The following is a 19,610-nucleotide window of genomic DNA, read 5'->3' on the forward strand; positions in this document are numbered from 1 at the left end:
ATTAGCAGCATATCTGAGGAATCAAGCTTTAGCTTTTAATTAAATGCTTTTCCATCGGGACACAATCGAGGCTGATACCTCTAGGAGAATGATAAGTGGAAAGCTCTTCACCAATAAAACCACACGAACGATAAAACGCTAATGCATTCAGGGTTGATTCTAGTTTTATTAGAGGCAAGTTGTGTTGATTCGCTAACCCCTCTAAGAATTGCAGCATCATTTTAGCTGCACCTTTACCGAAAAAGCCTGGGTCTACGAAAATGGCATCGACCATACCTGTTTGAATGTTGATCTTACCGCTACCAATCACTCGATCATCCACTTCAGAAACGTAAAATGTTGCTTCCACGTCAGCAATAAATGTCTCAGACATCTCGCACTGCGTCCATAATGAAAGCTGTTCTTCCGAGTAATAAGCGGGGCACTGGTCAAGAATGGCACGGCTGCGAATATCAAAAATATCCTTGGCATCAGATCTAGCTGCTTTCCTTATGTTAATCATAATTAACCTCCGAAAATTAATAGATAGTGTTTGCTAACTGATAAAAAACTAGTCAATAGCTAATGTAGGAGAACGTTGCGCTTTAGCCGACATAAAGTAGAAACCAACCACACTAGCAAGGGAAATTAAAACCACACTTAGCCAAGTAAAGGTGTAACCATAATCATCAATAAAATAGCCAATGACAACAAAACTAGGCATAACAAAAAGCATTCTTAATGTAATCAACACTCCTTGAATACGTCCACGATGGCTCGACGGTGAGTTGTTTGCTAGATATACCCCTTCTTTTGTTAAAAGGAGGACCTCGCCTGCAGAAAGAAATAACCAAGCAAAGAAGTGAACAGGAATGGTTGGATACAACATCACCAGCATATAACCAAATGCAAACATCAAACCAGCATAAGCAAGGCTAACCGTCTCAATTTTCGTTGAGGTTAACCTCATTAAAATGGGTGTGATCAGCACGACTAAAACACAAGCGTAAGTCATTAGTTGCCCAAAAATGACAGGGCCTTGCTCGCCGAACACGTGGCTCAAGTACAGTGGGCTAGCCATTGTCATTTGATTCAATGAGTACCACAGTAATCCGCATAGAAAAGTGAATAGTAAAAGCCTTGGCCTTGATCGTAGAACGGACCAAACAGAGCCTGAGACCGGCTGTTCAAGCTCGCTATCGTTGTCCGATTCTAATCCAGGTTGCACTTTCACAAACGTAGCAACAATAACAACACAGCAAAGAGCAGCCAATCCGTTACCAAAGAATATCCACTCGGTATGATTCCAAAACAGGTAACCAGCCATGATAGGACCGAGAGCTGAACCAAAATTGTACGCTAAATAACTGAGCGAAATAACTGCATCACGATTTTTAGGTGTGGAAAGATCAGCAACTAAAGCATTGCTCGCGGGCAGAGCTAAACCACCAAAGAAATAAGCCGACAACAACAGCGTAGGTACGATGACAGGATCATCAGCGAAAAGACCACAAACAACCAACAAGACTGCAGACGTAAACTCACCAAAAACCATGATTCGTTTATGTCCCAACCTATCCGATAGCCTTCCACCTAAAAAGCTCCCGAAGAGGTATCCGCCCGTTCCCGCCATTGCTAAGGTGCCAGCTACCGTTGCTGAGTATCCCAACTTGTCAGTAAAAAGTAAGACAAGGAATGGCAGAATGAAGTTACCCATCCCTAAAATCATTCTAGCCACAGCTAAATAATAAATATTGTTTGGTAAGTTCCTGTACATTGCTGTGGCAGAGAATAGCTGATTAATCATAATATCCTTAAAGTAATATCAGTTTTTTGGCGACTGTATTCTATTCGATGGTGCTGAAGTCGAGGTTTCTGTGTACAGCAACACTCACCACCTGAGTGCCTGCCATTAAGTCATGCAAGCAACGTCTGTCTTTACGTAAAGCAAACAGGTAATCAAGAGTCGATATATACTGACCAACAACAGGAATATAGACAAAGATACTCATCGGTAAGATTCGTTTGATCACTATGTTGAATAAACCTAGTTGTTTGCCATCCATATCAACAATTGCAATTTCCATTACATTTTTACCGATCGTTTGTCCCTTATTTTGCAGTAAGTAGCCGTGACACAAGAGAAACATCACCCAGCCATAAACAAACACCATGATTTGTTCGTGTAGATCTATAGTTCCGTTAGAAGCAGCTCGATCGAACAAGTCGGTATACAAAACAACTGGCCTCATAGCAGCCGCGTAAATGAGGCCATCAATAAAAAGCGCCCAAAAGCGAGACCATCGAGATGCGATAACTACTGTGGGTGTATTTTCTATGACTTCAGACATGCCCTTTCCTAAGGTAATGTTGATTATTGATGTAGAGAGTACGATTTCAGATAACTAAAGCTTCATTTATTGACAAAAAACGTAGAAAAAGGTATGAAGAACACTTTGTTTTCAATAAATAAAGCCGCTTTATAAAATCAAATGAAACATATCATGCACAAATGTCACAATAGGTATTCAATGCAGTTTATGTGAGTTTCATTGCATAAAATAAAGATAGAGATGTAATGATAAATTGGAAGGACGCTTACCAAGGTGAAACTTGGAAGTAAGAGGTGGAGACTTAACACGCTGTATAAATGCATTTTTCACTAAATAGTGATACCAAAAATGAAGACTATCGCGTCTACTCTAGCCCCAACACATACTCGATAAAAGCTGACTTCTTTTCACGATATTGATCTTGTGGCCAACCTTCACAGTGCATTTTTAGGGCATTGTATTGTTGGACTAAAGTCCGGTTCATACGCAGCTTGTCACGAAACGCCAAAAAGCACTCAAACTCAGAACCATTGGCGACCACTTGCAACGCCACATCTTCAGAGGATATGGATTCCAGCATGCACAATTCGGGCGTTCTTAGCGTATCGAGTTTCTCTTTAAAGCCGAGTGTTGTAAGTCGTTCTACAGCACCCTCAAGCTCGTTGGACTCAACGCCAACGAAGATATCTAAATCGCCCTTAGATACGGCCAACGGAATAGACGATGCGCCGACGTGCTCAACTCTCGCGTTAAGGAGTAGCTTCTTGATATCACGTTCATATCGTTCAAACATCTCATGGCAAGCCGCTTGATATTGTTCTGCTGGGTAAAATTGCATGCGTCCTCACTATTCAAATTAGCACTAGTGCACTACAGGCTATTAAATACGCCTATTGCTACAAGCGACAGAACGATACTAATAATCCCAATACTAGATACTCGCTCCCGCTCTTTTTCGTCAGGTGAAAACGAAGGAAAACGTCCTAAAGTGAACACCTTAGATACAACCCACCCCACGCTAAAGCAAATGATATCCATAATGAAGAACTGGAAAAGCATGCGAAAGAACGCACCAACGAACCTAAAGAGTGTGAGTACTATATCTTCCATTTTCTTTCCCAACGAACGTCAATTTTGAATAGAAAATGCCATGGGTATAGGTTCAGATCAAGTCGCTTATACGGAACTATCTACGAAATAGCGATTGAAAGAAGGCTTAATTCGACCTTCAATTGGGAGAGAGCGGTAAAAAGTTCAATCGGATATGAAGCCTAAAGTATTGTACCCACTTAAATTGACTCGCAATTTGAAAGTAAGAAATTGATTTAAAATATAAGTTCAATATAACAACAAGATAAGCTCAATAATAAATGGCACTCCCTTTGCAAACCATACTGTGATGACCGAAACGCTCTGAGAAAGACAACGAGCCAAAAGGGGAAAAGTCACATGGAGAATAGAATTCCATCTCTAGATGGTTTGCGTGCAGCATCTATATCGCTAGTCTGTTTAGGGCACTTGTGCGGTACGGTTAACTTTCCTCAAATTTTTATGCCACTCAATAGCTTGGGAAACTTCGGCGTAAAAGTATTTTTTGTGATTTCTGGGTTCCTAATCACCACGCTATTGCTCAGTGAACTTAAGCTAACCAATAAGATAAACCTGCCTCAATTCTTCATCCGGCGTATGTTTCGTTTATTCCCTGCTTTCTACTTCTACATTCTTTGTATCGCTATTGCAGAATACGCAGGCATCATCTCTTTACTACCGGGTGACCTATTCCATGCTGTTACCTACACGATGAATTATCACCACGAACGCGAATGGTGGCTCAACCACACTTGGTCACTTGCGGTCGAAGAGCAATTCTACCTTTTGTGGCCACTTTTACTCACTACATTGGGAAGACGACATGCAAAGTCATTGCTCATATTAGCCGTTTTATTTATCCCCTGTATCCGCTACTGGATGTGGTTTGAAGCCGGCAGTTCCCCCTCTGCGATGACCCGAGAATTTCAGGCAATTGCAGATGCACTAGCCATGGGCTGTATTATTGCCTACATGAAAGAGGCAGGGTTCACACTCCCTAATTATTTTGGTTCTAGATTGTTTATAGTCGTGCCTGTGGCGATGATTTTAGTTCCCAGCGCACTCTATAAATTGAGCCCAGCTTGGTTCTACGTACTTGGCCAGACATTAATCAACGTTTGTGCTGCACTTATGATTCTTCGCTATAGCCAGTTTAATCACGGCCTGAGCTTCACTATCCTAAATAGTAAACTTGCTGTGTGGCTAGGTGTATTAAGTTACTCGCTGTATCTGTGGCAAGAACCTTTCTTAAATTCTTGGTCTCGTGAATGGTATGCCACCTGGCCTATTAATATTGTTCTCGTATTTATATGTGCGCTCATTTCATACTTCTTAATTGAGCGACCTGGACTTGAATTAAGGAAGAAACTCGCAGCAAGACGTAAGAAGGCGGGGACGGTAAACGGACGTAAATCCAAGGTGTAAGATCAAATCCCCTTCGCAACAACTATAGTTTCTCGAAGCGCCAGTCAGATATCCAAAAACAAAAAGCCCCGGTTATAGGAACCGGGGAAACAGGGTGGGATGAGTTTGGCGCGTGCCCGTAAGACCAAACTCTCCCCAAGCCTCACCTAAGACTCATGCTCTTAGGTAAAGGATGCTGAGTACTGTTTTTGAAAAATACGGTTATTGAATCGTGGCGCCTTGTTCTACCCAAGTGCCGATGAGTGCTCGCTCTTCGTCGGTCATTTGAGTCATGTTACCAAGAGGCATCACCTGAGTTGTTACGGTTTGAGCAACAATCCTAGGTACATTAGCTTTGATCTCTTCTGGCGTATCAAGCATTACACCCGCTGGCGCAGCAGCAAAAGCGGCGTGGCTAGGCGTTGCAGAGTGACACACTGAACAGCGCTCTTGAATGACCTTGTTAATGGTTTCAAAGCTGACACCTGCACTCGCCGTTGGCTTGGCATGGTCGGCAGACACAGCTTGAGAGTCAGCCGCCGTTGAAGCCGTATTGCTTGAAGCGATCTCTTCAGTCGCCGATTCCATCTTGCTCACAGGAGCTTCTTGTACCACTGGTGCTTGCACAACCGGAGTCATCTGTTTTTTCGCGTAAGGTGAGGTAACAAACGCGAGAGTAATCATACCCAATGCCGCTACTGGCACTGTCCATGCGAACTTCTGACTGCCATGGCGTGTGTTAAAGTAGTGACGAACCAAGATACTGAAGATTGCTAGGCCAGCAAGAATCAACCAGTTGTATTCCGAACCATAAGTGCTTGGGAAGTGGTTACTGATCATGATGAACAGCACTGGTAGCGTCATGTAGTTATTGTGACGAGAGCGCAGTAGACCTTTCGCAGGCAGTGCTGGATCAGGTTCGCGTTTCTCTTCAATCGCTTTCACCAAATTGCGCTGCGCAGGCATGATGACGCGGAATACGTTACCCACCATGATGGTACCGATAATGGCACCCACGTGGATGTAAGCACCACGACCACTGAACACTTGCGTAAGACCGTAAGTTGCACCAACTAGCCCAACAAAAAGTACTAGGCCAAGTAGAACCGGCGTTTTGCCTAGCGGCGAATCACACAGTAGGTCATAGATAAACCAACCTGCGACAAGAGAACCAATACCAATTGCGATTGCCGTTGTTGAATCAAGGCCAGAGCCAGGTGCAATCAGGTAAATTTCTGCGTTGAGGTAGTAAACCACACCCAGTAGACACACACCTGTGATCCATGTGAAGTAAGCTTCCCACTTGAACCAGTGTAGGTGCTCTGGCATTTCTGGTGGCGCGAGTTTGTACTTCTCTAGGTGATAAATACCACCACCGTGAATCGCCCACAAGTCGCCTGAAAGGCCTGTTTTAGGGTTAACTCGGTTAAGGTTGTTCTCTAACCAAACAAAGTAAAATGATGCGCCTATCCACGCAACACCAACAATCATGTGAGCCCAGCGTATTGCTAGATTCAACCATTCTGTAATATGCGGATCCATAATAAACTCCTGTATCACAATGCTTTAGCTAAGCGTTGCTCTTCCTTATTGTCGTCCGTTGGCAGATCGTCCAAATGCAATGCCACTAGGTCGTTCTCAAAATAAACTTCATCACAGTTGTGTCCTTCGCCGCCTCTATCGACGATCAAGAACTGGTCTTGATCCGTGAGTGCAAGAACCGGGTGATGCCACACCCCTTTGTGATAGTTCACTCCTTGACGGCCGTTGCTTAAGAAAGCTCGGCAATTGGCTAACGATGGGTTACCGCCTTTTGGGGCAACAACAATTAAATAGGGTTGACCAAGTAATGGAATGAATGCCTGAGAGCCAAGTGGATGACGCTCTAGCATTTTGATGGTCAGTGGGTAGCTCAACGGCGTAGCTTGGAAGATGCTGATGATCGCTTCTCCGCCTTGGTCTTGTACATCCGTTATCGCTAGCTTGTGGTAGCGACGTGTTGATCCACTGTTGATCATGAAAAAATCACTATTATCGGACTCGATAACATCCCCAAACTCTGCAAAAGCCTGCTTAGTTAACGGTTCGATAGTTAAACGACGTATTCCATTACTCATACTGATTTCCTTACCTATTTCGCTTTCGTACCAAATAGACGCAAACGGCTGATACCACCATCTGGGAATATGTTTGCACGTACGTGGGTAATCGCACCAAGGTCGTTTACCTCAGAAATGAATTCGTGAATCTCGTGCGCTTGCAGCTTTTGTGCAGGCAACAGTTCACGCCAGAATAGGCTTTGTGTTTCAACTTGGTCGTCGGTACCACCTTTCACGTAAGCCGCTTGAATTGAGCAGCTGTCTGGATAGTTACCTTTAAAGTGCGCCGTATCAACGATGATACGTTCGATATTACCTGGATGGCCTAATGCCACGATAACCCAGTCATTACCCGGCGTACGACGACGCGCTGTTTCCCAGCCATCACCCATGTTTTCACCGCGGCCTGGGCCTAGAATATTGGCTTTATTACCGTAGTGTTCATCACTACATGCCAACGCTCGGCCACCATGCTCAACGGCTGCTAGATCCACCTGTTGATGTGAGTCTATTGCGTCCCAATCAACGCTTGGTCGGCCGTAAACACGAAGGCGTGCAACACCACCGTCTGGATAGATGTTCAAACGCAGGTGCGTAAAGACTTGGTCACTTTCGATGTCTTCAAGATGATGATGATCACCCTGTAGTGCCATTGAAGGCAGAATTTCTTGCCACTCTGTTGACTCGGTTGGCTCACCCTGTGGTGAATAGCATGCGTCGATTGATGCCGAAGGTGGGAAGTTACCTGTGAAGAATGAGGTATCAATATCAACGCCAGCGATGGTGCCAGCTAAACCAAGGCGAACGACACAGTAGTCGTAACCTTCGCCGCGTTTACGTCTGCTTTCCCAGCCGTCCATCCACTTGCCGTTATCGTCGTATAAGTCGTCTTTCCACTCTGGTGCTGCGTGGCTGAGTAGACGGCTTTTATCGGCGAAAAAATCGTCGGTTGCAAAGATAGCTTCTGCGCCGAGTTTTTCGTCTGCAAGGTTTATGTACTGTTCAAATTTATGGGTCATGTCCGTGTAATCCTATGAAATTAATCAAGTAATAATAAAATGAGAACTTAGTGGCTTATGTTTTTACAAATCAAACCTTTAGGCACTAAGACTGGGCTGAGATAGCTGTTAACTCCGTTAACTTACATATCCCAGAGACGAAACATCGCGATCTTGTTGATCTCTTGAATCGCCGTAGCAAACTCAGTTTCACTATCATTTCCTAATCGCATCTCGAACGACTCAAGAATTTGGTAACGATTGGCTCCCTTCACCGCCATGATAAAAGGGAAATTGAAGCGACTTTTGTAGCTGTTGTTGTAAGAAGTGAATTTTTCAAATTCTTCGGCGCTGCATTGGTCAATGCCCGCCCCCGCTTGTTCTTTGGTCGACGACTCAGTAAGTTCGCCGTTTACTGCTGCTCTGCCAGCTAAGTCTGGGTGAGCGTTGATCAAAGCCAACTGTTTGCCTTGGTCGGCATTCAACAAGATGGACGCCATTTTTAGATGAAGATTCTCAATGTGGTCGTCTTCGGCATTCAAACCTTGGTCATATACCGCCTCAGCAACCCATGGGCTGTGCTCGTAAACATCAGCAAAGTGCGCGACAAAAGTGTCACGGTCCATGGTTGTTGGTTGGCAAGATCGAAATTCAGTCACGTTAAGCCTCCTTGCTGTTCGTTCTAATTTTGTTGTCCGTTGTATGGATGATGTTTGTGCCAGTGGTTGGCAATATCGATTCGACGACATAGCCACACGCTGTCATGCTGTTTTACGTAATCTAAGAAGCGTCTCAATGCAGCAATACGACCGGGACGACCAATAAGACGACAATGCAGTCCTACCGACATCATTTTCGGTGCGGTTTCGCCTTCCATATAAAGGGTGTCAAAAGTGTCTTTTAAATACTGGAAGAACTGCTCACCAGAGTTGAAGCCTTGCGCCGTTGAAAAGCGCATATCGTTCACATCAAGTGTGTAAGGGATCACTAGCTGTGGATGACTGGTTTCGGTGTGCCAATAAGGCAGGTCATCGTCATAGGCATCTGAGTCATAAAGGAAGCCACCTTCTTCTGCGACTAAACGACGAGTATTCGGCCCTGTACGACCGGTATACCAACCTTGCGGACGTTGACCCGTCACCTGTTGGATAATCTCAATCGCTTTGGTCATATGGTCACGCTCTTCTGACTCATCAATATATTGATAGTCTATCCAACGATAACCGTGGCTACAGATTTCGTGACCTGCTTCTACCATGGCTTCAGCTACGTCTGGGTGACGCTCAATAGCCATAGCGACCGCAAATACAGTCAGTGGAATTTCATATTTATCGAACAAGCGAAGAACACGCCACACACCCGCTCGGCTACCATATTCATAGATGGATTCCATGCTGATGTGACGCTCGCCTTTGATCGGCTGTGCTGACGGGATCTCTGAGAGAAAGGCTTCAGACTCGTCGTCTCCATGTAACAAACAACGCTCACCGCCCTCTTCATAATTCAATACAAAAGAAACCGCGACGCGCGCATTACCTGGCCATTGAGGGTTTGGAGGGTTAGCTCCGTAACCGATCAAATTTCTTGAATAATCCTTATTCATCCAAGTACTCCTAACATAAGTGGTTGGCTTAGCCGCTCTTTAAGTGAGTCGCCAAATGATTCAAGCAAATGGATTCTCGATAAACAGAGCAACCTTACCCCTGTACATTTATTGTATACAATCATTTATCTCAATGTAAAGATTTTGTTATTCAAGTTAATTTTTTATAACAACATCTTTTAAAAACAAGATCTTAACAATACAACCATTGACCAAAAACCAATAACTCACACCTTAAAACTCAGAAAAAACGACTGGATAGTTAACATTTTTCCAACAATTCGCTTTACTAATTGTATACAGTTCGTACATAGTTAGTGATAACAAAGTGACCAGTTGCATTTTTTACAGGGTCGAATTACACAGATAAACCACGGAACAGAGGAGCGCCAAAAGCGCTATTAAAGGACTATGGGAAGACTAACAACACACGTATTAGACACGACTCACGGCTTACCGGGTGCAGAGATCAAGGTAGAGCTTTATAAGGTCAACGAAGACTCAACAGAAAAGCTGGCGACAGTACTCACCAACTCCGATGGCCGAACCGATGCGCCGATTCTGGCAGGAAATGATTTCCGACCGGGGAAATACCAATTGGTGTTTTACGTCGCCGATTACTATAGAAGCAAAGGCGTGGAGCTGGATGGTGTACCCTTCCTTGATGATGTTGTTATTCGCTTTGGTCTAGATGATCCAGACGCGCATTATCATGTCCCTCTTCTCGTCTCGCCTTACAGTTTCTCAACCTATCGGGGCAGTTAATCCCGTGCCCTAGAACTTCGAACTAGGCTCAACCATCGAATAATAAACAGATTCGTGCGTGCATCTAAAATGATGCGCGCTCAGTAAACACGCTCATATAAAAATACTAACAACGTTATTAGTTAGGAACTTGATGGCTAAAGAACAAATAACTAAAGAAATAGCGGCTAGGAAAAAACCTTAAAACTTAATATTGAAATCTCGCTGTATTCAATAAATGGATCACAACATAAAAGGACTTGCTGACATGAGTGAGAGTAAAACAGAAATACTCAACCAAGATGCGAACAACGGAATTTTAGAGAAGTTTTTTAAAATTAAGGCCCACGGAAGTAGCGTAAAAAATGAGTTAGTCGGCGGTGTCACCACCTTCGCAACCATGGCTTACATCATCTTCGTTAACCCACAAATCATGGCCGCTTCAGGCATGGATTCAGGTGCGGTATTCGTCGCAACCTGTATTGGTGCTGCGATCGGCTGTTTGTTAATGGGGCTATTTGCGAACTGGCCTGTCGGACTTGCGCCGGGCATGGGCTTGAATGCCTTCTTCTCGTTCACAGTAGTAAGCGAAATGGGCTACAGCTGGGAAGTGGCACTGGGTGCGGTGTTTATCTCAGGTATCTTGTTCGTCGGGATGAGCTTCTACAAAGTCCGCCAATGGATAATTGAAAGTATCCCGGTGAGTCTGCGCTATTCCATGACGGCAGGTGTTGGCTTGTTCTTAGGTCTGATTGGCTTAAAAACAGCAGGTATCGTCGTCGAAAACCCAGCAACTTTGGTATCACTAGGTGACTTCACTAAACCAGAAGCGCTACTGGCTGCTATCGCGTTCCTTATCATCGCGGTACTCAGTGAGCGTAAAGTCTTTGGTGCGGTGCTAATCGGCATTTTGAGTGTCACTCTGGTCGGTATGATGCTTGGCTTAGTGCATTACAACGGCTTTTTCGCAGCTCCACCAAGCTTAGCGCCTACGTTCCTAAAAATGGACATTATGGGTGCACTTGATGTGTCGATGATCAGCGTTATCTTGGCTTTCCTTTTTGTAAACATGTTCGATACCGCGGGTACTTTGATGGGCGTGGCTGAGCGTGCAAATCTGACGACCCCTGAGACGGGTAAGATCGAAGGTCTGAGTAAAGCGCTTAAAGCCGACAGTATCTCAAGCGTGGCAGGTGCGTGTGTGGGTTGTCCGCCAGTAACCAGTTATGTAGAAAGTGCAGCTGGTGTTGCTGCAGGTGCTCGTACAGGTCTTTCAGCAATCGTAGTTGGCGCTTTGTTCTTAGCGGCGATTTTTCTATCACCGCTTGCAGGCATGATCCCCGCTTACGCAACCTCTGGCGCTCTGATTTATGTGGCGTTCGTGATGATGAGCAGCATGCAGCACGTTGACTGGAAAGACTTCACCAACGGTGCTCCCGCAGCCATTACAGCGTTAATGATGCCTCTGACCTTCTCTATCGCGAATGGTATCGCACTCGGTTTCATTACCTACACAGTGCTGAAACTGGCGACAGGTAAAACAAAAGACGTCTCGATTTCGATGTACTTCCTAGCGGCTATCTTCATCGCCAAGCTAGTGTTCATCGGTTAATCCTATCTCTCCTGAATGGTTCGGCATGGAACGTTCAGAAACGTTGCTTGGCTCGCTCGCTAGCCAAGCAACGACAACATTTTTAAGAAAGCTAATGACATCGATGACGAGAGCATACCCCCTACCGATTCAGTGCACCTTTTTTATGACCCTACGCAGTTTGTAGAAGTCATTATTTGACCGCCAATCGCCTGTAAACGGCAACGCAGGCAGAGGAATATCAAATGAAACTTCTGTACACCCTTAATGAAAGACCGCCTCACGGGCTAACCCTTCTACTCGCATTACAGCACATGCTCGCCTCGATTGGTGGCATCGTCGCTGTTCCCCTTATTGTCGGCGCTTCTATTGGCCTACCTAACACAGAGATCGTTTCACTGATCAATGCTGCACTATTGGCATCCGGTATTGTGACCGTCGCTCAATGTCTTGGTTTCGGACCTGTCGGTATTCGATTGCCCGTTGTAATGGGTTCAAGCTTCGCCTTTTTAGGGGTGGCCATTTCAATCGGTAACGAAGGTGGCGTAGCCGCCATTATAGGCTCAGCGCTAATCGGCTCGTTCGTGGTAATCGGTGCCAGTTTCTACATGGACAAGGTTCGCAAGCTGTTCCCAACCGTGGTAAGTGGTGTGGTGGTTACCTTAATCGGCTTAACCATTTTACCGGTTGCCATGAACTGGGTCGGAGACTCTCCTGCCAACACCGAACAATTCGCCACACTACCTAAATTGTTCCTAGCACTTGTCTCACTGGGTATTGTGGTTGGTGTATCGGTTTACTGTAAAGGCGCGGTTGCGGCTTCCGCTATCGTGATCGGTTTAGCAGGCGGCTACATTGTGGCTTTATCACTCGGCATGGTCGACCTTGAGCAAATCGGCTCTGCGGCTTGGATTGGCGGTCCTGAACCTTTTAAATATGGCTTTACCTTTTCAATCAGTGCCATCATCAGTATGAGTTTGGTGTACATCGTGGTTATCGCTGAAGCAACAGGTGACTTCATGGCGCTTGGCAACAACTGTCAAACACAAGTCAGCGGTAAAGACCTAAAACGTGGGCTACTGGGTGATGGTATCGGCAGTACCTTATCGTCGATTCTCACTGCAATGCCACTCGCTTCATTCAGCCAAAACGTTGGTATTGTCGGTATCGCAGGGGTAGCAAGTCGCTACGTGGTTGCCGCACCGGTGGTTTACTAATTTTAGGCGGTTTATTCCCAAAATTAGCCGCTATTGCCGTCACGATCCCTAAACCCGTTTTGGGTGGTGTGGGCTTTGTGATGTTCGGAATGATTGCTTACGCGGGTATCCGCATGTTGATCAAAGCCGCAGACACCAAGCGAAATGCCTTGGTAATCTGTGTAGGTTTGGCATCTGGTTTGGCCGTTACCTTCGAACCAAGATTGCTGCAACACTTGCCACACGATTTAGCGAACTTCCTGTACTCTGGCATTACGACTGGCACCATCATGACGGTTGTTCTTAACCTTGTATTGCCTAAATCTTCACGCGCAGAAGAACAAGAAGCGTTAGCCGAAAGCCAAGCGCAAGTTGAGCTAGAAATGAAAGAACAAGCTGAAGAAGAACTACACTCAAACGAGCAGCTAGAGATTCAACAAGCAACAACAGAAACTGACGTTCAAACGGCATCAGATAACCCTGAGCCAAAAACGAACTAACTGATTCTTGAACTAGCGTAAAACCGATTTCCGTAGAATCACGGGCGTAATGAGAACACTGAATGTTTCATCGCCCTTGATTCGAATTTATCTTTTAACAACAAATACCAAATAAAGACCCTCTTCCCTGAAAAGGCTGAGATGGCTAAGGACTACTATGAATGGAAACCATCTGGATTAAGAATCCTCTCGCAATCTACACTGGCTCACTTGCTGATGCAGAAGGCGGCATTGTCATTAAAGGTAATAAAATCATTGAACTGGTTGGCAAACACAAAGAGCCGACCTCCCCCGTAGATTACAGCGTCGACGCCTCTCGTCATGTTGTAACACCAGGGCTTATCAATGCGCACCACCACTTCTATCAAACCCTAACGCGAGCCTACCCCGGCGCACTCAATAAAGAACTCTTCCATTGGCTACAAAGCCTCTACCCGATTTGGGCGAACCTCGATTCTGAGATGATGAGCCTTGCTACTGAGCTGGCGCTTGTCGAGTTAATGATGTCGGGCTGTACTACAGCGTCGGACCATCATTACTTGCTGCCAAACGGGCTTGAACACGCCATTGATTTACAAGTCGAGGCGGCAGAGAAATTGGGCGTAAGGGCGATATTCACTCGCGGTTCCATGAGCCTTGGGGAAGATGAAGGTGGACTACCTCCACGACACACCATTCAAACCGAACAAACCATCATTGATGACAGCCAGCGCTTGATTCGTGATTACCACCAGCGTGATGAAGGGGCGATGATTCAAATCGCACTCGCGCCTTGTTCGCCATTCTCGGTCACCACAGATCTGATGAAAGAGACCGCCAAGATCAGTGAGCGTGAGAGCGTAATGATGCACACCCACCTGTGCGAAACCTTAGACGAAGAAGACTTCTGTATTGAGAAGTTTGGCCTACGCCCTGTCGACTACCTAGAGGATGTCGGCTGGCTCAATGAACGCACTTGGCTTGCTCATGGTATTCACTTCAATCCAGAAGAGATCAAGCGCTTGGGTAAAGCGGGCATTGGTATCAGCCATTGCCCAACTTCTAACATGATGTTGGCTTCCGGTATTTGTAAGAACAACGACCTTGAGGCGGCTGGCGTAACAGTCGGGCTAGGTGTTGATGGCTCAGCGTCAAACGACGGCTCCAATATGATTGCTGAAGTTCGCATGGCGATGTATCTACAGCGCCTGCAATATGGCTCTGCCAATGTTTCACACTTTGATGCGTTGCGCTGGGCGACATCCGGCTCTGCAGCCGCAATGGGCAGAACCGACATTGGTACGCTAGAGGTCGGTAAACAAGCCGACATCGCGATGTTCAAGCTTGATGACATTCGTTTCTCTGGCAGCCACGATCCACTTGCAGCACTACTACTCTGCGGCGCTCAACAAGCGGACAAAGTAATGGTTGCCGGAAAATGGCGAGTTAACGATGGTTCGGTGATCGGCATAGACATGGGGCAGCTAATGCACCGTCACCACACCGCTGCAATGAAACTAGGAAAACTGGCAATGAATAATAACTAACGCCAATGCTTGTCCATCAAACAGTGTGTACCTCACTATGATGGGCAAGCTTCCTTACTACTAATAAAAATTCAATTCTGACTGTTAAATACGCCGTCCTATTGGTTGTTCTTCCCCTAAATATTAAACCAAAATCCACTCTATAATTAATATCACTAATTTAATAATTACTAATTTAAATATGGCTAATTTAATTAGAGCTAAATATTAAACCTATTATTTATTTGGCACAGGTCAAATTTAAAACACTCGTTCTAATTATATAAACATCAATTAAATCAACAGATTTAGTAATAATCACAACAATTATGATAATTACATTTCTATCATTTAAATCATTGGTGAATAGAATGAAAATCTCCGACACCTTTCTAGATATAGCCTGAATAAAGAATAGAAACTAATGATTTAAATATCACTAAATTCAATAGATCAACAATCAAACAATACGGATTCAAATATGTGATCCAAATAGAACTTTTCATTATAAATTTGCTATAGATTGACCAAACCTTATAAAAACAAAAAACATATTAATGGAGAGCATATTTAAAACCCACAAAATAAATACAAGAATGGGAATATAAACAATTCAATAAACCCGCATAAATATATAGAAATACCATTTTCATGGTAGGGGATTTTATTGTCTCTAGAAAAGCTAATAACAAATCTAACAGGGATAAAACATGAAAAAAATCACACGAACGCTGGTATTATCTTCGATCTCGATTGGACTGCTTTCCTCTTTTGCTTTCACTTCTCAAGCAGCGCCAATTCAAGTTAATCAGGCGTCAGCCGAACAGAACATACCTCAAATCACCTACGATACGATCACCGGTGAAAATGGCGTTTTTATCGATCTAGAAACCGACAATTTCATCCTCAAACAGCAAGAGTGGTATCAGATTCAAGCGTATGTCGAGGGAGCACTGGCACTGCCCGTCACAGAAGCCAGCATGAAATCGGCTTTTAGCATTCCTAACGACATCCCTTTTTCTAACTTCCAAGCTTTAGTTCAGCAATATTCCAATATCCATGACACCGCTTTCTACTGGAAAAAAGACCTGTACCCAAGCATCGTGAACCTCTCATTGAGCCTAGCGAACTATGTACAAATCAAAGACTACATGCTCAATCCTTTAAGCGACGCCCTTAATGAGATGTTGGCAAAAGCATTTTCACCGTTACCAGAAGATATCGAGGCTGTTGAACGCAACCGAAAAATGGCGATTGCTTATCTGAAAAGCCTGCAAAACTTTTCATTGAGATACCAGCAAGAGGTGTCCGATGTGGGTGACAACTTGTTGGACTTTTCTGCGCAACTAGACACACAAAAGCTACAACTTGAAGTGTTGGAAGGGACCCATAACGGGTATCTAACGGATGATGGCAGCGTACTTCAACAGCAAGTGAACGACATCAATGCCCGAATCGCACAACTCAACAAAGACTACACGCACTATGTCACGGTTGCCTCTACTGCCGTCACCTACGCGTGGTTCCCTTTAGTCGCCGTGCCAATCATGGGCGTCTACGGAGATAAAGCGGAGAAAGCACGTAAGCTGCGCAATGAACTGCAAAATGAAGTTAAAGATTTAGAAGAACAATTGTCTTACACACAAAAGGTATATAACTCTTACCATCGCTCTTCAGAAAGCATTGATCTTATATCTCAGCAAATTGAAGATGCTATCCCACATATTAATAAGCTGAAGTTAAATTGGCAGAAAATGAATACCGACTTCACATCACTGCTTGCTGCATTAGATGAAGCTCAAAACAATGCCGATATCATGAAAGACGACGCAATGCTTGGTGCTATCGGCGCATTAGCCAATACATCGGTTGCAGAAATGAACTGGAATAACATCAGCGAGAAAGCCAAGGCATTTGCAAACAATGCTTATATTCAAGAAATGGAGTAGTCCATACCCATCGACAAATAGCTCGGCAAAGCGACGCCTCGCTATAAGTTAAACCAGCAAGACCAATAAAAACAAAACAACAACAGAACACCACGCCTTATGGAAAATAAGGTGTTGGTTTCTGCTACCCAAAATTTGGCTAATACTCATTTCGACAGGACATTAATATGAGAATTCTACCGATTATTATTTCTCTTTCATTATCTCCACAAGCTTTTGCTAGTGACTGGCTAGAGCTTAATAACTTGCCTAATTCCACCGAATACCCAACTTGGGTTCAATCTGCCTATTCCGATGTCGATGTTATCTCTCGCTCTACGTCGGATCTCCACATCAACCTCAGTGACTGGATTGCAGAGCAGAACCTTTACGTGACTAAGCCCTCCAAGATCGTCGTTTTTGCCGATACCATTGAGGTTCCAGAAAACTTCAACTTGGTGGTGAATAACCAAAACATTCTCATTTTTGCTCGTAAAATTGTCGGACAAGGCGCCCCGACTTTCGTTCTCGGGCAACAAGGCGCTGCGGCATCAGTGACTGTGATTGCAGGACAGATCGACACTCCAATTAATGTCCTCGCTTTCCAAAACGATGGCAGCATTACACGAGATGCCCTTTCAGCAGAAGATGGCGATGGAACCTCTGTGGCATTAGCAGGAGAACACTACCGCAGAACCACCATCGACTCGAACATTACTGGGCAAATGAAACTAGCGACCACACCTTTTACCGACATTGTTAACCGCTCTTTTGATATGGCTTCCAGCTTATTCGACACGAATCCAGAGCTTAGCCTCGAACTGATTAACTGGATTGAGCAGAGTTTGCGTCACGCAGGCTCAGTGGTGGAAGATGACCCTATCCTTTCAGATCTATACCTCCAAACCGTTGCATTTAAACAGTTCATTAGTTTCAGCACTAAAGAAAGTAACTATGTGCCTTATCTCGACAAGGTGCTCTACCAAGGCAAATACGAAGCTTACCTGAATGCAATGATCGCGTATCAAGCACAGTGGGATATCATTCAAGACAGAAGTACGGTGATCGAAGACAAGATTGAAGCTGCGAAGTTAGCACTCGATAACGTTGAAGACGTTCTCAGAGCACAAGACTCGATCATCACTCAAACCCAATCTAACATAGACAAAATAGGCGACAGCCTGACCGAAATCGACAGCCAATACAAAGCTCAAGAACTTGTGACACTGAGTGCAAGAACCACTTACTTAGTCGGTGTAGAAAACTGGAAAACTCAGCAAGAGCTCAATGCAGCATTGGCTATCTTCAAAGCCATCGCAGAGATTGGCAGTGCCGTCAGCGGTGTGTTCACAGGAAATCTATCTGGTGTGAACGACCTCACCGAGCAATTGGCTAAAACGCCAGAAGCACTGGATAAAGCGAAAAACTTAGTCACCAATATCAAGACAGTCACGGGGATCATTGATAGCGTTACCAAGACTATTTCGGGCATCGCGCAGCTCACCGCCGATGTGAAATCGACCATCAAACTTCATAAAATCTCCGAAGCGATGGATGGCTTTAACTTTAATATTCCGACTTTGAATGAGAGTAATCTGGCCTGGGATCTGATGATCACCGAGATCCGCAGTAACTTAAGACTTGCTGATAGCTTGGGAATTAAAGGCGCGAGACAATACTTAGTCGAACTTGAAAAACAGGTGCTTTTAGGCAAAGCAATTAACACCACTCAGCTTAATTTTGCACAAGAGCAAGCCAAACTCGTCGACCTACTATTGACCAAGAACGTCACCGCTAATCAACAGCAAAGATTGAGTGACGCCATTGAGAGTTATCAGGTAGACAGCGAAGGTTTCGACTCCATCGAGCGTGAGCTTTCACGAGTGCTAATGCACTTCAAACGACCAATGTATGTGGCTTTGTCTAACTATGTTCAGGCATACGAATACTGGGCATTGAAACCAAGTGAGATAACACCTTCGCTGAATAAAAGTTACTTGGACTACCAGTTTGACCTCGCGTCCATAGAAAGTGAGTATGTGAATGCACTCTCTTCATTCCAGCCAGCACCACAAGACTTCACTATCGACAACTACACCATCTCTAGCCCAGAGCAACTCGATAGCTTCGCAACCACTGGCGAGTTGAACTTCACTATTCCATTAGGGCAGGCACAATTATGTTCATTCGACCGAGTCAGACTCTCTACAGTACGTGTGTTCTTAGAAGGGGAAAACTTACCTTATGGCAAGCAGCTCAACCTTGGAATATCGAGTTCAGGTAACTATGCAGACCGCTATCAGGATCAGGATTACCAATTCAGTTCTAACCCGGTCTCGCGAGCGTTTTACTACCGCTTGGATGATCCAACCACCAATGACGTTAGCATCATCACCGATGGCGCAGTGGCGAATAAGTTCGAATATGCGTACTTCCAACCCACTCCATTCTCGACATGGAATGTCACCCTCAACAACTTCGATGAGGCAGACCAAGCCAACAACCTATACCTAAAAGATGTCGAGCAAATTAGGGTTGAGTTCTTAGGCAGTGGTATCCCGAATGGCAACAGTTGTTCTAATTAGTGGCGTTGTTGCCTAAATCAGTTGAACCTTTTTCGAGTCCTGCGATCTGATCCTTT

Annotated in this window: 15 protein-coding genes and 1 pseudogene; 7 read left to right on the top strand and 9 right to left on the bottom strand. The window is 44.8% G+C overall.

The window, feature by feature from the left end; translation table 11 throughout:
- Positions 1-28: 28 nt before the first annotated feature.
- From JC606_RS07485 to JC606_RS07500, 4 genes are all read right to left on the bottom strand, one after another.
- A complete protein-coding gene (locus JC606_RS07485) occupies positions 29-502 on the bottom strand; it encodes a GNAT family N-acetyltransferase (RefSeq protein WP_198778329.1) in 474 nt (157 codons plus the stop codon).
- 48 nt (positions 503-550) lie between these two features.
- Entirely contained in the window at positions 551-1,786 is a 1,236-nt protein-coding gene (locus tag JC606_RS07490) for an MFS transporter (RefSeq protein WP_198778330.1), read from the bottom strand.
- A gap of 40 nt (positions 1,787-1,826) precedes the next feature.
- Positions 1,827-2,330, bottom strand: a complete 504-nt coding sequence (locus tag JC606_RS07495; protein ID WP_198778331.1) for an RDD family protein — start codon at positions 2,328-2,330, stop codon at positions 1,827-1,829.
- Between the two features lie 346 nt (positions 2,331-2,676).
- On the bottom strand, positions 2,677-3,150 hold the full coding sequence (locus tag JC606_RS07500) for a GrpB family protein (RefSeq protein ID WP_198778332.1): 474 nt from the start codon (positions 3,148-3,150) through the stop codon (positions 2,677-2,679).
- A 611-nt stretch (positions 3,151-3,761) separates the two neighbouring features.
- Between JC606_RS07500 and JC606_RS07505 the strand changes: the two genes are divergently transcribed.
- Positions 3,762-4,826: an acyltransferase family protein gene (locus JC606_RS07505; RefSeq protein ID WP_198778333.1), complete on the top strand. Its 1,065-nt coding sequence runs from the start codon at positions 3,762-3,764 to the stop codon at positions 4,824-4,826.
- 201 nt (positions 4,827-5,027) lie between these two features.
- Here the strand turns inward: JC606_RS07505 and JC606_RS07510 are convergent, their stop codons facing one another.
- From JC606_RS07510 to puuE, 5 genes are all read right to left on the bottom strand, one after another.
- Positions 5,028-6,347, bottom strand: a complete 1,320-nt coding sequence (locus JC606_RS07510; protein WP_198778334.1) for a urate hydroxylase PuuD — start codon at positions 6,345-6,347, stop codon at positions 5,028-5,030.
- A gap of 14 nt (positions 6,348-6,361) precedes the next feature.
- Positions 6,362-6,922 (bottom strand): ureidoglycolate lyase, encoded by a 561-nt coding sequence (locus tag JC606_RS07515; protein ID WP_198778335.1) that lies wholly within the window; start codon positions 6,920-6,922, stop codon positions 6,362-6,364.
- A 14-nt stretch (positions 6,923-6,936) separates the two neighbouring features.
- Complete coding sequence (gene alc, locus JC606_RS07520; RefSeq protein WP_198778336.1) at positions 6,937-7,923, bottom strand: allantoicase; 987 nt, start codon at positions 7,921-7,923, stop codon at positions 6,937-6,939.
- A 122-nt stretch (positions 7,924-8,045) separates the two neighbouring features.
- The gene (gene uraD / locus JC606_RS07525) at positions 8,046-8,561 is read right to left on the bottom strand and encodes a 2-oxo-4-hydroxy-4-carboxy-5-ureidoimidazoline decarboxylase (protein ID WP_060980997.1); all 516 of its coding nucleotides are present in this window, start codon (positions 8,559-8,561) and stop codon (positions 8,046-8,048) included.
- Between the two features lie 23 nt (positions 8,562-8,584).
- Positions 8,585-9,505, bottom strand: coding sequence for an allantoinase PuuE (gene puuE / locus JC606_RS07530; protein WP_198778337.1), 921 nt, complete (start codon positions 9,503-9,505; stop codon positions 8,585-8,587).
- Positions 9,506-9,916: 411 nt separating this feature from the next.
- Between puuE and uraH the strand changes: the two genes are divergently transcribed.
- The 6 genes and pseudogenes from uraH (at position 9,917) to JC606_RS07560 (ending at position 19,554) form a co-directional block, all read left to right on the top strand.
- On the top strand, positions 9,917-10,270 hold the full coding sequence (gene uraH, locus JC606_RS07535) for a hydroxyisourate hydrolase (RefSeq protein WP_017076963.1): 354 nt from the start codon (positions 9,917-9,919) through the stop codon (positions 10,268-10,270).
- A gap of 247 nt (positions 10,271-10,517) precedes the next feature.
- Entirely contained in the window at positions 10,518-11,861 is a 1,344-nt protein-coding gene (locus JC606_RS07540) for an NCS2 family permease (RefSeq protein WP_198778338.1), read from the top strand.
- Positions 11,862-12,085: 224 nt separating this feature from the next.
- A pseudogene (locus tag JC606_RS07545) lies at positions 12,086-13,536 on the top strand (nucleobase:cation symporter-2 family protein).
- A 161-nt stretch (positions 13,537-13,697) separates the two neighbouring features.
- A complete protein-coding gene (locus tag JC606_RS07550; protein ID WP_198778339.1) occupies positions 13,698-15,062 on the top strand; it encodes an 8-oxoguanine deaminase in 1,365 nt (454 codons plus the stop codon).
- Positions 15,063-15,751: 689 nt separating this feature from the next.
- Positions 15,752-16,990 carry an alpha-xenorhabdolysin family binary toxin subunit A gene (locus tag JC606_RS07555; protein WP_105058766.1) on the top strand — a complete coding sequence of 413 codons (1,239 nt, stop codon included), beginning with the start codon at positions 15,752-15,754 and terminating at the stop codon, positions 16,988-16,990.
- A 167-nt stretch (positions 16,991-17,157) separates the two neighbouring features.
- Positions 17,158-19,554 (top strand): hypothetical protein, encoded by a 2,397-nt coding sequence (locus JC606_RS07560; RefSeq protein WP_137406814.1) that lies wholly within the window; start codon positions 17,158-17,160, stop codon positions 19,552-19,554.
- Positions 19,555-19,610 lie beyond the last annotated feature (56 nt).

It is taken from the genome of Vibrio sp. IB15 (assembly GCF_016406055.1).
Taxonomy (GTDB): domain Bacteria; phylum Pseudomonadota; class Gammaproteobacteria; order Enterobacterales; family Vibrionaceae; genus Vibrio; species Vibrio chagasii.

What these genes read in the sequence shown, in the direction of transcription:
- JC606_RS07485 (WP_198778329.1), bottom strand. Translation starts at nt 502, where the DNA reads ATGATTAACATAAGGAAAGCAGCTAGATCTGATGCCAAGGATATTTTT.
- JC606_RS07490 (WP_198778330.1), bottom strand. Translation starts at nt 1,786, where the DNA reads ATGATTAATCAGCTATTCTCTGCCACAGCAATGTACAGGAACTTACCA.
- JC606_RS07495 (WP_198778331.1), bottom strand. Translation starts at nt 2,330, where the DNA reads ATGTCTGAAGTCATAGAAAATACACCCACAGTAGTTATCGCATCTCGA.
- JC606_RS07500 (WP_198778332.1), bottom strand. Translation starts at nt 3,150, where the DNA reads ATGCAATTTTACCCAGCAGAACAATATCAAGCGGCTTGCCATGAGATG.
- JC606_RS07505 (WP_198778333.1), top strand. Translation starts at nt 3,762, where the DNA reads ATGGAGAATAGAATTCCATCTCTAGATGGTTTGCGTGCAGCATCTATA.
- JC606_RS07510 (WP_198778334.1), bottom strand. Translation starts at nt 6,347, where the DNA reads ATGGATCCGCATATTACAGAATGGTTGAATCTAGCAATACGCTGGGCT.
- JC606_RS07515 (WP_198778335.1), bottom strand. Translation starts at nt 6,922, where the DNA reads ATGAGTAATGGAATACGTCGTTTAACTATCGAACCGTTAACTAAGCAG.
- alc (WP_198778336.1), bottom strand. Translation starts at nt 7,923, where the DNA reads ATGACCCATAAATTTGAACAGTACATAAACCTTGCAGACGAAAAACTC.
- puuE (WP_198778337.1), bottom strand. Translation starts at nt 9,505, where the DNA reads ATGAATAAGGATTATTCAAGAAATTTGATCGGTTACGGAGCTAACCCT.
- uraH (WP_017076963.1), top strand. Translation starts at nt 9,917, where the DNA reads ATGGGAAGACTAACAACACACGTATTAGACACGACTCACGGCTTACCG.
- JC606_RS07540 (WP_198778338.1), top strand. Translation starts at nt 10,518, where the DNA reads ATGAGTGAGAGTAAAACAGAAATACTCAACCAAGATGCGAACAACGGA.
- JC606_RS07550 (WP_198778339.1), top strand. Translation starts at nt 13,698, where the DNA reads ATGGAAACCATCTGGATTAAGAATCCTCTCGCAATCTACACTGGCTCA.
- JC606_RS07555 (WP_105058766.1), top strand. Translation starts at nt 15,752, where the DNA reads ATGAAAAAAATCACACGAACGCTGGTATTATCTTCGATCTCGATTGGA.
- JC606_RS07560 (WP_137406814.1), top strand. Translation starts at nt 17,158, where the DNA reads ATGAGAATTCTACCGATTATTATTTCTCTTTCATTATCTCCACAAGCT.